Raw genomic sequence first — 12,303 nt, forward strand, 5'->3', positions numbered from 1 at the left:
GCACGCGGCCTGGCGCTTGGCGCTTGAAGCTGCGGGCTCAGCCCGCCGATAATGCCCAGTTTTCAACCAGCGCCCAGGCGCCGCCGCACACCGGCCGAGAGCAGAACATGAAAGACACCATTCGCCAGCTGATCCAGCAAGCCCTGACCCGTCTCGCCAGCGAAGGCGTGCTGCCCGAAGGCCTGGCTCCCACCATCCAGGTGGAGAACACCAAGGACAAGACCCACGGCGACTTCGCCAGCAACATCGCCATGATGCTGGCCAAGCCGGCCGGCCTGAAGCCGCGCGACCTGGCCGAGAAGCTGATCGCCGCCCTGCCCCAGGACGACCAGGTGAGCAAGGTGGAGATCGCCGGCCCCGGCTTCCTCAACTTCTTCCAGAACACCCAGGCCCTGGCCCAGCGCCTCGACGCCGCCCTGGCCGACGCCCGGCTGAACGTGCGCAAGGCCGGCCCGGCCCAGCGCGTGGTGGTCGACCTCTCCGCCCCCAACCTGGCCAAGGAGATGCACGTCGGCCACCTGCGCTCCACCATCATCGGTGACGGCGTGGCCCGCGTGCTGGAGTTCCTCGGCGACGAGGTGATCCGCCAGAACCACGTGGGCGACTGGGGCACCCAGTTCGGCATGCTGCTGGCCTACATGCAGGAGCAGCCGGTGGGCAGCGACGCCGAGCTGGCCGACCTGGAAGGCTTCTACCGTGCCGCCAAGAAGCGCTTCGACGAGTCCAGCGAGTTCGCCGACCGCGCCCGCGAGCTGGTGGTCAAGCTGCAGGCCGGCGACGAAGAGTGCCTGCGCCTGTGGAACCGCTTCAACGACATCTCCCTCAGCCACTGTCAGGCCGTCTACGACCGCCTCGGCGTGAAGCTGACCATGGCCGACGTGAAGGGCGAGAGCGCCTACAACGACGACCTCGCCAACGTGGTCGCCGACCTGCGCGCCAAGGGCCTGCTCACCGAGAGCGACGGCGCCCTCTGCGTGTTCATGGACGAGTTCAAGAACGCCGAAGGCGATCCGCTGCCGCTGATCGTGCAGAAGGCCGGCGGCGGCTACCTCTACGCCACCACCGACCTCGCCGCCACCCGCTACCGCAGCGGCGTGCTCAAGGCCGACCGCGCCCTCTACTTCGTCGACCAGCGCCAGGCCCTGCACTTCCAGATGGTCTTCGCCGCCGCGCGCCTGGCCGGCTTCGTGCGTCCCGAATTCGAGATGGAGCACATGGGCTTCGGCACCATGAACGGCGCCGACGGCAAGCCCTTCAAGACCCGCGACGGCGGCACCATCAAGCTGATCGACCTGCTCGACGAGGCCGAGGAACGTGCCTACGCCCTGGTCAAGGAGAAGAACCCGGAGCTGGACGAGGCCGAGCTGCGCCAGATCGGCCGCGCCGTCGGCATCGGTGCCGTCAAGTACGCCGACCTCTCCAAGCACCGCACCAGCGACTACAGCTTCAACTTCGAGCAGATGCTGAGCTTCGAGGGCAACACCGCGCCTTACCTGCTCTATGCCTACACCCGTACCGCCAGCGTATTCCGCAAGCTGGGCAAGGGCATCGACGAGATCGGCGGGCAGATCGTCCTCGCCGCCGAGCAGGAGCAGGCCCTGGCGGCCAAGCTGGCGCAGTTCGCCGACATCCTCAACAACGTCGCCGCCAAGGGCGTGCCGCACATCCTCTGCACCTACCTCTACGACCTGGCCGGCCTGTTCTCCAGCTTCTACGAGAACTGCCCGATCCTCGCCGCCGAGGACGAAGCCACCCAGCAGAGCCGCCTGCGCCTCGCCGCGCTGACCGGCCGCACCCTCAAGCAGGGCCTGGAGCTGCTCGGCCTGCAAACCCTGGAACGCATGTAACGGACTATGGCGAAGAAGAAAGCAGCACCCAAGCGCGGGGCCAGCCGCTACCAGGCACCGCCGAAGAAGCCGGTGCCGGGCTGGGTCTGGCTGGTGATGGGCCTGGTCATCGGCGGCTTCGTGGTCATGCTGATGAAGCTCGAGCCGGGTCGCGACGACATCCGCCGCACCAAGCCGGAGCAGCAGGCGGCGAACGGCAAGCCGACGCCGCGCCCGCAAACGGGTGGCCAGCCGCAAACCCAGACGACACCGGAACCGGCCAAGCCCAAGTACGACTTCTACACGCTGCTGCCGGAGTCCGAGGTCATCGTGCCGCCGGACGCCCTGCCCAAGGACCCGCCGCCGACGCCCCCCACCCAGCCGGTGACGCCCGAGGAGGCGGCGAAGATCGACGCCGCCCGCGCCGAGGCCGCCCTCGCCGGCCAGGTGCCGCCACCACCGCCCACCGTGGCCAAGGCGCCGGTGACCCAGTTCTTCCTGCAGGCCGGCTCCTTCCGCAAGAAGGACGACGCCGACCGCGTGCGCGCGCAGATCATCCTGCTGGGCCAGAACGTCCAGGTGGAATCCGGCACCGTGCGCGAGGAAACCTGGTACCGCGTGCTCGTCGGCCCCTTCGCCAGCCGCGAGCAACTCGCCGGCGCGCAGAAACAGCTGGCCGGCAGCGGCTTCGGTAATCTCCTGTTGCAACAACGGCAGGTACGCTGATCGGCTAATCGCAGGGGCGCGGTTGAAAAGCCGCGCCGCCTCCCCCATCTGGGTTTCCATTCGGGCAATTCGCCCCGCTGCGTGGAGACTCCCCCCTTGACCACCATCGTTTCAGTCCGCCGCAACGGCAAAGTCGTCATGGGCGGCGACGGCCAGGTTTCCCTCGGCAATACCGTGATGAAGGGCAACGCCAAGAAGGTGCGCCGCCTCTATCACGGCCAGGTCCTGGCCGGCTTCGCCGGCGCCACCGCAGATGCCTTCACCCTGTTCGAACGCTTCGAAGGCCAGCTGGAAAAACACCAGGGCCACCTCGTCCGTGCCGCCGTCGAGCTGGCCAAGGACTGGCGCACCGACCGCTCCCTCAGCCGCCTGGAGGCCATGCTCGCCGTGGCCAACAAGGACGCCTCGCTGATCATCACCGGCAACGGCGACGTGGTCGAACCCGAGCACGGCCTGATCGCCATGGGCTCCGGCGGCGGCTTCGCTCAGGCCGCGGCCACCGCGCTGCTGCAGCGCACCGACCTGTCCGCCCGCGAGATCACCGAGACCGCCCTGAACATTGCCGGATCGATCTGCGTGTTCACCAACCAGAACCTCACCATCGAGGAGCTGGACGCCGCCGAGTGAGGCCGTCCAGACCGGAGTTTCCGTACATGTCCATGACCCCCCGCGAGATCGTCCACGAACTCAACCGCCACATCATCGGCCAGGACGACGCCAAGCGCGCCGTGGCCATCGCCCTGCGCAACCGCTGGCGGCGCATGCAGCTGCCGGTCGAGCTGCGCGCCGAGGTGACGCCGAAGAACATCCTGATGATCGGCCCGACCGGCGTCGGCAAGACCGAGATCGCCCGCCGCCTGGCCAAGCTGGCCAACGCGCCCTTCCTCAAGGTCGAGGCCACCAAGTTCACCGAGGTGGGTTATGTGGGCCGAGACGTCGAATCGATCATCCGCGACCTGGCCGACGCCGCCGTGAAGATGATGCGCGAGCAGGAGATGCACAAGGTGCGCTTCCGCGCCGAGGACGCCGCCGAGGACCGCATCCTCGACGCCCTGCTGCCGCCGGCCCGCAACGGCTTCGGCGACGAGCCGCAGCGCGAGGACTCCAACACCCGGCAGCTGTTCCGCAAGCGCCTGCGCGAAGGCCAGCTGGACGACAAGGAGATCGACATCGAAGTGGCCGAAAGCCCCGCCGGCGTCGAGATCATGGCCCCGCCCGGCATGGAGGAGATGACCAGCCAACTGCAGAATCTGTTCTCTAACATGGGCAAGGGCAAGCGCAAGAGCCGCAAGCTCAAGGTCAAGGAAGCGCTGAAACTGGTGCGCGACGAGGAAGCCGCGCGCCTGGTCAACGAAGAGGAACTCAAGGCCCGCGCCCTGGAAGCGGTGGAGCAGAACGGCATCGTCTTCATCGACGAGATCGACAAGGTCGCCAAGCGCGGCAACGTCGGCGGCGCCGATGTCTCCCGCGAGGGCGTGCAGCGCGACCTGCTGCCGCTGATCGAAGGCTGCACCGTCAACACCAAGCTGGGCATGGTCAAGACCGACCACATCCTGTTCATCGCCTCCGGCGCCTTCCACCTGTCCAAGCCCAGCGACCTGGTGCCGGAACTGCAGGGCCGTCTGCCGATCCGCGTCGAGCTCAAGGCACTCTCGCCCGAGGACTTCGAACGCATCCTCACCGAGCCGCATGCCTCGCTGACCGAGCAGTACAGCGCGCTGCTGAAGACCGAAGGCCTGAACATCGAGTTCGCGCCCGAAGGCATCAAGCGCCTGGCCGAGATCGCCTGGCAGGTCAACGAGAAGACCGAGAACATCGGTGCCCGCCGCCTGCACACGCTGCTGGAGCGCCTGCTGGAGGAAGTCTCCTTCAGCGCCGGCGACCTGGCCGCCCAGCACGACGAGAAACCGATCCTGATCGACGCCGCCTACGTCAACAGCCACCTCGGCGAGCTGGCGAAGGACGAAGACCTGTCGCGGTACATTCTCTGACCGCAGCCTCAAGCCCCAAGCTGCAAGCGGCAAGCACCACGCCTCTTGCAGCTTGAAGCTTGCCGCTTGGAGCTATCGCTATGCGCCTCCCCACTTCGATCGAATTGCACAAAGCCTCCCGCACCCTGGTGCTGGGCTATGGCGATGCGCGCTACAGCCTGCCCGCCGAATTCCTGCGGGTGCATTCGCCGTCGGCCGAGGTGCAGGGCCACGGCAAGCCGATCCTGCAGTACGGCAAGTCGCGGGTCGCGCTCACCGGTGTCGAACCGGCGGGCAACTATGCCCTGAAACTGGTCTTCGACGATGGCCACGACAGCGGCCTCTTCACCTGGGATTACCTCTTCGAGCTCGCCACCCGCCAGGACGAACTCTGGAAGGACTACCTGGAGCAGCTTGCAGCCGCCGGCCGCTCACGCGATCCCGACGAAAGCGTCGTCCGCCTGATGCTCTGATCCGGTGCACCGGCCAGCCCCCTTCTGGCCAGGCCGCACAAGGTTAGAGCGCATTTTCTAGAACCCCGCGACATACTCCCTCCGCGCGCGCCCGTCCCCGGGCCAGCTTGCGCAAATCCACAAACTCGGGTAACCAAGAACTGGCAGGTTCCATGCATTTGGCAACCACAGGTTCATAGAAATCGGCGAAGTTCTCTTCGCACCCCCGGTAACCCGAGCAGTACCAGGCACGCTTAACTGTCCCGTACAGCAGTCACCCGGTATCCGCCTCTGGACAATGGAGCGTCGTAGATGAGCAACAAGAACAATGAAGACCTGCAGCGACAAGCCTCGGAGAACACCCTGGGCCTGAACCCGGTGATCGGCATCCGTGGTAAGGATCTGCTGACCTCCGCGCGCATGGTCATGCTGCAGGCCATCAAGCAGCCCTTCCACAGTGCCAAGCACGTCGCCCATTTCGGGGTCGAGCTGAAGAACGTCCTGCTCGGCTCCTCCGCCTTGCAACCCGAAGCCGACGACCGTCGCTTCGCTGACCCGGCCTGGAGCCAGAACCCCCTCTACAAGCGCTACCTGCAGACCTACCTCGCCTGGCGCAAGGAACTGCACCAGTGGATCGAGCACAGCGACCTGTCCGCATCCGACACCAGCCGCGGCCACTTCGTGATCAACCTGATGACCGAAGCCATGGACGCCTTCGAGGTCGGCAAGAACCTCGCCACCACCGAAGGGGCGGTGGTGTTCCGCAACGACGTGCTGGAACTGATCCAGTACAAGCCCATCACCGAGCAGGTGCACGAGCGCCCACTGCTGGTGGTGCCACCGCAGATCAACAAGTTCTACGTCTTCGACCTGTCCCAGGAGAAGAGCCTGGCGCGCTTCAACCTGCGCAACGGCATCCAGACCTTCATCGTCAGCTGGCGCAACCCGACCAAGGCCCAGCGCGAGTGGGGCCTGTCGACCTACATCGAAGCGCTCAAGGAAACCATCGAGGTGGTGCTGAAGATCACCGGCGCCAAGGACCTCAACATGCTCGGTGCCTGCTCCGGCGGCATCACCACCGTCGCCCTCCTGGGCCACTACCAGGCGATCGGCGAGCACAAGGTGCACGCCTTCACCCAACTGGTCAGCGTGCTCGACTTCAACCTCGACACCCAGGTCGCGCTGTTCGCCGACGAAACCACCCTGGAAGCCGCCAAGCGCCGCTCGTACCAGTCCGGCGTGCTCGAAGGCAAGGACATGGCCAAGGTCTTCGCCTGGATGCGCCCCAACGACCTGATCTGGAACTACTGGGTGAACAACTACCTGCTCGGCAACGAGCCGCCGGTGTTCGACATCCTCTACTGGAACAACGACACCACGCGCCTGCCCGCCGCCTTCCACGGCGAGCTGGTGGAGATGTTCAAGACCAACCCGCTGACCCGCCCCGATGCACTGGAGGTCTGTGGCACCCCGATCGACCTGAAGAAGGTCACCTGCGACTTCTTCTGCGTAGCCGGCACCACCGACCACATCACCCCCTGGGAAGCCTGCTACCGCTCCGCCCGCCTGCTGGGCGGCAAATGCGAGTTCGTGCTGTCCAACAGCGGGCACATCCAGAGCATCCTCAACCCCCCGGGCAACCCCAAGGCGCGCTTCTCGACCAACAGCGAAATGCCGGTGGACCCGAAGGAATGGCAGGAGAACGCCACCAAGCACGCCGATTCCTGGTGGCTGTACTGGCAGACCTGGCTGGCGGAGCGCTCGGGCAAGACCAAGAAGGCCAGCTTCACCCTCGGCAACAAGGCGTACCCGGCCGGCGAGGCATCGCCCGGGACCTATGTCCACGAACGTTGATCGCGCGGCTCGCGCATTGCTGCCCTGGCACCCGGACGTGCCGACCAGGCCCACCGCCAAGACCGGCGGCGGCCTGAACCAGGCTTGGCCTGGCGCTACAGGGAGGCCCCTCGCGGGCGCCTCCCGTCGTTTCAATCCATAGGGGCCAGCGCATGCCGCAACCTTTCGTCTTCCGCACCATCGACCTCGATGGCCAGACCATCCGCACCGCCGTCAGGCCCGGCAAGGACCACCTGACGCCGCTGCTGATCTTCAACGGCATCGGTGCCAACCTCGAACTGGTGTTCCCCTTCGTCCAGGCGCTCGACCCGGACCAGGAGGTGATCGCCTTCGACGTCCCCGGTGTCGGCGGCTCGTCCACCCCGAGCAAGCCCTATCGCTTCCCCGGCCTGGCCAAGCTCGCCGCACGCATGCTCGACTACCTGAACTACGGCCAGGTCAACGCCATCGGCGTGTCCTGGGGCGGCGCCCTGGCGCAGCAGTTCGCGCACGACTACCCCGAGCGCTGCAAGAAGCTGATCCTCGCCGCCACCTCGGCCGGCGCGATCATGGTGCCCGGCAAGCCCAAGGTGCTCTGGCGCATGGCCAGCCCGCGACGCTACATCCAGCCGTCCTACGGCGTGCACATCGCCCCGGACATCTACGGCGGCGCCTTCCGGCGCGACCCGACCCTGGCCATGGCCCACGCCAGCAAGGTGCGCTCCTCGGGCAAGCTCGGGTACTACTGGCAGCTGTTCGCCGGCCTCGGCTGGACCAGCATCCACTGGCTGCATCGCATCCGCCAACCGACCCTGGTCCTGGCCGGCGACGACGACCCGATCATCCCGCTGGTGAACATGCGCATGCTCGCCTGGCGCATCCCCAACTCGGAACTCCATGTCATCGACGACGGCCACCTGTTCCTCGTGACCCGCGCGGAGACGGTGGCGCCGATCATCATGAAGTTCCTCGCCCAAGAGCGTCAGCGGGCAGTCATCCATCCGCAGCCCATGCAACTGCGCACCCCCTGAAGCCCAGGCGCGCCGGTGGCTCCGCTCCATGATGGGGCGGAGGCACCGCATTCGCCCCTCCGGGAGCGCGTTGTAACGAACTTGAATTTCCAGCGCAGTAGTCTGGAATGCACCTATTGCGCTCAGTGGTACGAGCCTTGCCTAACCCTCCTTGACGACGGATTGATTACGGAGTGTTGCCCCCATGCGAGAGAAACAGGTGTCGGGTGCCTTGCCGGTCCCCGCTAACTACATGAACGCGCAGAGCGCGATCGTCGGCTTGCGAGGCAAGGACCTGGCCTCCACCGTCCGCACCCTGGCCCTGCAGGGGCTCAAGCACCCCGTGCACAGCGCCCGGCACGTGCTCGCCTTCGGCGGGCAGCTCGGCCGCGTGCTGATGGGCGACACCCCGCACAAGCCCAATCCCCAGGACGCACGCTTCGCCGATCCCTCCTGGAGCCACAACCCGTTCTACCGTCGCGGCCTGCAGGCCTACCTGGCCTGGCAGAAACAGCTCTACGCCTGGGTCGAGGACAGTGACCTCAGCGACGACGACCGTGCCCGCGCGCGCTTCGTCCTGGCACTGGTCAGCGACGCCATGGCGCCGTCCAACAGCCTGCTCAATCCTCTGGCGGTCAAGGAGCTGTTCAACACCGGCGGCCTGAGCCTGATCAACGGCGTGCGCCACCTGTTCGACGACCTGCTGAACAACAACGCCATGCCCAGCCAGGTCAGCAAGCACGCCTTCGAGATCGGTCGCAACCTGGCCACCACCTCCGGCTCGGTGATCTACCGCAACGAGCTGCTGGAGCTGATCCAGTACAAGCCGATGAGCGAGAAGCAGTACCTCAAGCCCCTGCTGATCGTTCCCCCGCAGATCAACAAGTTCTACATCTTCGACCTCTCGCCGGAGAAGAGCTTCGTCCAGTACGCGCTGAAGAACGGCCTGCAGGTGTTCATGGTCAGCTGGCGCAACCCCGATGCCCGCCACCGCGAATGGGGCCTGTCCACTTACGTGCAAGCGCTGGAGCAGGCGGTCGACGTGGCCCGCGCCATAACCGGCAGCAAGGACGTCAACCTGATGGGGGCCTGTGCCGGGGGCCTGACCATCGCCGCCCTGCAGGGCCACCTCCAGGCCAAGCGCCAGCTGCGCAAGGTCAGCAGCGCCAGCTACCTGGTGAGCCTGCTGGACAGCCAGGTCGACAGCCCCGCCGCACTCTTCGCCGACGAGCAGACCCTGGAAGCGGCCAAGCGCCGCTCCTACCAGCACGGCGTGCTGGATGGCCGCGACATGGCCAAGATCTTCGCCTGGATGCGTCCCAACGACCTGGTGTGGAACTACTTCGTCAACAACTACCTGCTGGGCCGCCAGCCACCGGCCTTCGACATCCTCTACTGGAACAACGACAACACCCGCCTGCCCGCCGCGCTGCATGGCGACCTGCTGGACTTCTTCAAGCACAACCCGCTCACCCGGGGCGGTGCGCTGGAAATCTGCGGCACCCCGATCGACCTGCAGAAGGTCACGGTGGACAGCTTCAGCGTCGCCGGCATCAACGACCACATCACCCCCTGGGACGCGGTCTATCGCTCCGCGCGCCTGCTCGGTGGCGAGAGCCGCTTCGTGCTGTCCAACAGCGGGCACATCCAGAGCATCCTCAACCCGCCGGGCAACCCCAAGGCCAACTACCTGGAGAACGGCAAGCTCAGCTCCGACCACCGCGCCTGGTACTACGACGCGAAGAACGTCCAGGGCAGCTGGTGGCCCGAGTGGCTGAGCTGGATACAGGCGCGCTCGGGGGAGCAGCGCGAGACCCTGGTCGCCCTCGGCAACCAGGCCCACCCACCCATGGAGGCAGCACCCGGCACATACGTGCACGTGCGCTGAAGACGTTCGGCAGGCCGGGGCGCACCCGGCCGGCCGCATGCAACGACGACAAGAAGACTGGATGAAGACCCGAGACCGGATACTCGAATGCGCCCTGATGCTGTTCAACCGCGAGGGCGAGCCCAACGTCACCACCCTTGAAATCGCCACCGAACTGGGCATCAGCCCGGGCAACCTCTACTACCACTTCCACGGCAAGGAACCCCTGGTGATGGCGCTGCTGGAGCGCTTCCAGGATGAGCTCGCGCCCCTGCTCGACCCACCCGAGGACGTGGAGCTCGGCGTCGAGGACTACTGGCTGTTCCTGCACCTGATCGTCGAGCGCCTGGCGCAGTACCGCTTCCTCTTCCAGGACCTGTCCAACCTCGCCGGGCGGCTGCCCAAGCTGGCCCGTGGCATGCGCAGCTGGCTGAATGCCCTCAAGCGCACCCTGGCCTCGCTGCTGGCACGGCTCAAGGCGCGGGAACGACTGGTCAGCGATACCGAATCCCTCGGCCAGCTGGTCGAGCAGATCACCCTGACCCTGCTGTTCTCACTCGACTACCAGCGCATCCTCGGCAACGAAGGGGAAGTACGCCTGGTGGTGTACCAGATCATGATGCTGGTGGCCCCGCACCTGCAGGACGAATCACGCCAGGCCGCCGAACGCATGGCACGGCGCTACCTGGAAGCCTGAAACGCAAACGCCCGGCGCAAGGCCGGGCGTCTGTGGTCCCTGGAGATCAGGACTGGCTTGGCGTGCTCGCCGGAGCGGCCGGTGCCGGAGTGGCGGCCGGGGTGCTCGGTGCAGCGGCCGGAGCCGGGGTCGCGGCCGGGGTCGCCGGCTTGGCGGCTGCCGGTTTCGGCGCAGCGGCTTTCTTCACCGCAGGCTTCTTCGCAGCAGGTTTGGCAGCGGGCTTCGCCGCAGGCTTGGCCGCAGCTGCAGGCTTGGCAGCGGCTGCGGGCTTGGCCGCCGCCGGCTTCGCCGCAGGTTTGGCTGCTGCCTTCGCAGCGGGTTTCGCGGCCGGCTTCGCAGCAGGCTTGGCGGCGGCCTTGGCTGCCGGTTTGGCGGCGGCGGTCTTCGCTGCAGGCTTCGCAGCGGCCTTCGCGGCCGGCTTGGCTGCCGGTTTGGCGGCGGGCTTGGCAGCCGGTTTGGCCGCAGCGGTCTTCGCAGCCGGCTTGGCGGCGGGTTTCGCTGCTGCCTTGGCGGCAGGCTTGACCGACTTGGCGGAGACGCCGGTGAGCTTCTCGATCTGACGGGTCAGGCTGTCGACCTTGCTGTTCAGGTCCTTCACTTCGTTACGGCTGGGTACGCCGAGACGGGAGATGGCACTGTTCAGGCGCTTGTCGAACGCCTCTTCCAGCTCGCTCCACTTGCCGATCGCCTTGTCCTTGACCTCATCGACCTTGGACTTGGCGGAGCCGACGCGTGAACCAACGCGGGACTTGACCGCATCGACCTGCTTGTCGACTTCGGTCTTGGCCTGTTTTTCAGCCTTCTCACCGTCCTTGACCAGCGCATCGAACAGCTTGGTGCCGTCGTTGCTGACCTTCGAGTAGGCCCCCAAGCCAGCCAGCCAGATCTGGCGCGAGTATTTCTCGATCTCGCCGATCCAGGAGTTGGTTTCTTTCGTGGTTTTTTTCTTACCAGCCATCCTGCTCTCCTTATTTGGTTCGCGCGACGTGCTCGAGCAACGCGCTCAGCTCATCAAGCTTAGCAGAGAGTGCCTCAACGTCCTGTCGCGAGGGAATACCCAGGCGATTGAGGGCGACGGCGACACGGTTGTCGAACGCCTTTTCGATCTTGTCGAGCTGCACTTCGACCTTTTCCTTCACGCCGGTGACCGAGCCCTTCACGCTGCCCTTCACCGAATCGATCTGGCTGTTGGCGGCTTCGACGCGCGCATCGACGGCCTTGCGGCCCTGCTTCTCGACACCCTCGCCGGCCTTCACCAGGTCACGCAGGTAGTCGGCGCCCTCCTGCCCGGCCTTGGCGTAGGCACCCAGGCCGGCCAGCCAGATCTTGCGGGCATAGAGACGGACATCGGAAAGGACGGTGGTCTTGCTTGCTTCGACTTTCTTCTTGACGACGGCTGCTTTGGCCATGGTGCACCTCACTCGGATAATGGAGGACTCGCCCTTTCTCAGGGCTTGGGGTGCACGTTAGCGAGGAAAATTAGAAACCGCATACTAGCCGCGGGTAGGGTCCGGTCGGCCGGGGCGCCCCGTGGAGCCCGTCATGGCGAAGCCGTTGCGGCCCCGCCGGAACCGGCATCCCCGACGGAGCGGGGATGCCGCTGGACCACTCAGACCAGGTACTCGTCCAGCGCCTTCTCGATCTCGCGCTTGATGCTGCCGCTCATGGTCGAGAGCAACAGGCCCAGCTTCACCTCGACGTTGACCTTGTCGTCGCTGACCTCGATCTGCCCGTCGGCACCGCTGCGCTTGAACTCCAGGGTGTCGCCACGCCACTGGTAGCGCACGTCGTACTCGCGGGCGAGGCGCTCGGCGAGCTGCTCGGCCTTGGCCCTGACAGCGGTGCGACCCAGGCTGTGGGAACGTTCGACATTGATGCGGGCCATGGGCCAACTCCTGACTGCGACTTATGGTCGCGCGACT

At 66.2% G+C, this 12,303-nt stretch carries 12 protein-coding genes; 9 read left to right on the forward strand and 3 right to left on the reverse strand.

Features of this window, described 5'->3' with window-relative positions; all coding sequences use genetic code 11:
• Window positions 1–107 precede the first annotated feature (107 nt).
• The 9 genes from argS (at window position 108) to HSX14_RS28255 (ending at window position 10,381) form a co-directional block, all read left to right on the forward strand.
• Window positions 108–1,847 (forward strand): arginine--tRNA ligase, encoded by a 1,740-nt coding sequence (argS, locus tag HSX14_RS28215; protein ID WP_173171156.1) that lies wholly within the window; start codon window positions 108–110, stop codon window positions 1,845–1,847.
• 6 nt (window positions 1,848–1,853) lie between these two features.
• The gene (locus HSX14_RS28220; RefSeq protein WP_173171154.1) at window positions 1,854–2,552 is read left to right on the forward strand and encodes an SPOR domain-containing protein; all 699 of its coding nucleotides are present in this window, start codon (window positions 1,854–1,856) and stop codon (window positions 2,550–2,552) included.
• A gap of 96 nt (window positions 2,553–2,648) precedes the next feature.
• Entirely contained in the window at window positions 2,649–3,179 is a 531-nt protein-coding gene (gene hslV, locus HSX14_RS28225) for an ATP-dependent protease subunit HslV (RefSeq protein ID WP_173171153.1), read from the forward strand.
• A gap of 26 nt (window positions 3,180–3,205) precedes the next feature.
• On the forward strand, window positions 3,206–4,543 hold the full coding sequence (gene hslU, locus HSX14_RS28230; protein ID WP_173171150.1) for an ATP-dependent protease ATPase subunit HslU: 1,338 nt from the start codon (window positions 3,206–3,208) through the stop codon (window positions 4,541–4,543).
• An 80-nt stretch (window positions 4,544–4,623) separates the two neighbouring features.
• Window positions 4,624–4,995 (forward strand): gamma-butyrobetaine hydroxylase family protein, encoded by a 372-nt coding sequence (locus HSX14_RS28235; protein WP_173171148.1) that lies wholly within the window; start codon window positions 4,624–4,626, stop codon window positions 4,993–4,995.
• A gap of 291 nt (window positions 4,996–5,286) precedes the next feature.
• On the forward strand, window positions 5,287–6,828 hold the full coding sequence (locus tag HSX14_RS28240) for an alpha/beta fold hydrolase (protein ID WP_173171146.1): 1,542 nt from the start codon (window positions 5,287–5,289) through the stop codon (window positions 6,826–6,828).
• Between the two features lie 152 nt (window positions 6,829–6,980).
• Window positions 6,981–7,838: a poly(3-hydroxyalkanoate) depolymerase gene (gene phaZ / locus HSX14_RS28245; protein ID WP_173171144.1), complete on the forward strand. Its 858-nt coding sequence runs from the start codon at window positions 6,981–6,983 to the stop codon at window positions 7,836–7,838.
• A 184-nt stretch (window positions 7,839–8,022) separates the two neighbouring features.
• Window positions 8,023–9,705: a class II poly(R)-hydroxyalkanoic acid synthase gene (gene phaC, locus HSX14_RS28250; RefSeq protein WP_173171142.1), complete on the forward strand. Its 1,683-nt coding sequence runs from the start codon at window positions 8,023–8,025 to the stop codon at window positions 9,703–9,705.
• A 61-nt stretch (window positions 9,706–9,766) separates the two neighbouring features.
• Window positions 9,767–10,381 carry a TetR/AcrR family transcriptional regulator gene (locus tag HSX14_RS28255; RefSeq protein WP_111262817.1) on the forward strand — a complete coding sequence of 205 codons (615 nt, stop codon included), beginning with the start codon at window positions 9,767–9,769 and terminating at the stop codon, window positions 10,379–10,381.
• 46 nt (window positions 10,382–10,427) lie between these two features.
• Here the strand turns inward: HSX14_RS28255 and HSX14_RS28260 are convergent, their stop codons facing one another.
• From HSX14_RS28260 to HSX14_RS28270, 3 genes are all read right to left on the reverse strand, one after another.
• Window positions 10,428–11,339, reverse strand: coding sequence for a phasin family protein (locus HSX14_RS28260; RefSeq protein ID WP_173171140.1), 912 nt, complete (start codon window positions 11,337–11,339; stop codon window positions 10,428–10,430).
• Window positions 11,340–11,349: 10 nt separating this feature from the next.
• Complete coding sequence (locus tag HSX14_RS28265; protein WP_111262815.1) at window positions 11,350–11,790, reverse strand: phasin family protein; 441 nt, start codon at window positions 11,788–11,790, stop codon at window positions 11,350–11,352.
• 200 nt (window positions 11,791–11,990) lie between these two features.
• Entirely contained in the window at window positions 11,991–12,266 is a 276-nt protein-coding gene (locus HSX14_RS28270; protein ID WP_173171138.1) for a polyhydroxyalkanoic acid system family protein, read from the reverse strand.
• Window positions 12,267–12,303 lie beyond the last annotated feature (37 nt).

The organism is Pseudomonas tohonis, assembly GCF_012767755.2.
In the GTDB taxonomy this organism is placed as follows: domain Bacteria; phylum Pseudomonadota; class Gammaproteobacteria; order Pseudomonadales; family Pseudomonadaceae; genus Metapseudomonas; species Metapseudomonas tohonis.

Coding starts and splice junctions, on each gene's coding strand:
- HSX14_RS28260 (WP_173171140.1), bottom strand. CDS start 11,339: ATGGCTGGTAAGAAAAAAACCACGAAAGAAACCAACTCCTGGATCGGC.
- HSX14_RS28265 (WP_111262815.1), bottom strand. CDS start 11,790: ATGGCCAAAGCAGCCGTCGTCAAGAAGAAAGTCGAAGCAAGCAAGACC.
- HSX14_RS28270 (WP_173171138.1), bottom strand. CDS start 12,266: ATGGCCCGCATCAATGTCGAACGTTCCCACAGCCTGGGTCGCACCGCT.
- phaC (WP_173171142.1), top strand. CDS start 8,023: ATGCGAGAGAAACAGGTGTCGGGTGCCTTGCCGGTCCCCGCTAACTAC.
- phaZ (WP_173171144.1), top strand. CDS start 6,981: ATGCCGCAACCTTTCGTCTTCCGCACCATCGACCTCGATGGCCAGACC.
- HSX14_RS28220 (WP_173171154.1), top strand. CDS start 1,854: ATGGCGAAGAAGAAAGCAGCACCCAAGCGCGGGGCCAGCCGCTACCAG.
- hslU (WP_173171150.1), top strand. CDS start 3,206: ATGTCCATGACCCCCCGCGAGATCGTCCACGAACTCAACCGCCACATC.
- HSX14_RS28255 (WP_111262817.1), top strand. CDS start 9,767: ATGAAGACCCGAGACCGGATACTCGAATGCGCCCTGATGCTGTTCAAC.
- HSX14_RS28235 (WP_173171148.1), top strand. CDS start 4,624: ATGCGCCTCCCCACTTCGATCGAATTGCACAAAGCCTCCCGCACCCTG.
- HSX14_RS28240 (WP_173171146.1), top strand. CDS start 5,287: ATGAGCAACAAGAACAATGAAGACCTGCAGCGACAAGCCTCGGAGAAC.
- argS (WP_173171156.1), top strand. CDS start 108: ATGAAAGACACCATTCGCCAGCTGATCCAGCAAGCCCTGACCCGTCTC.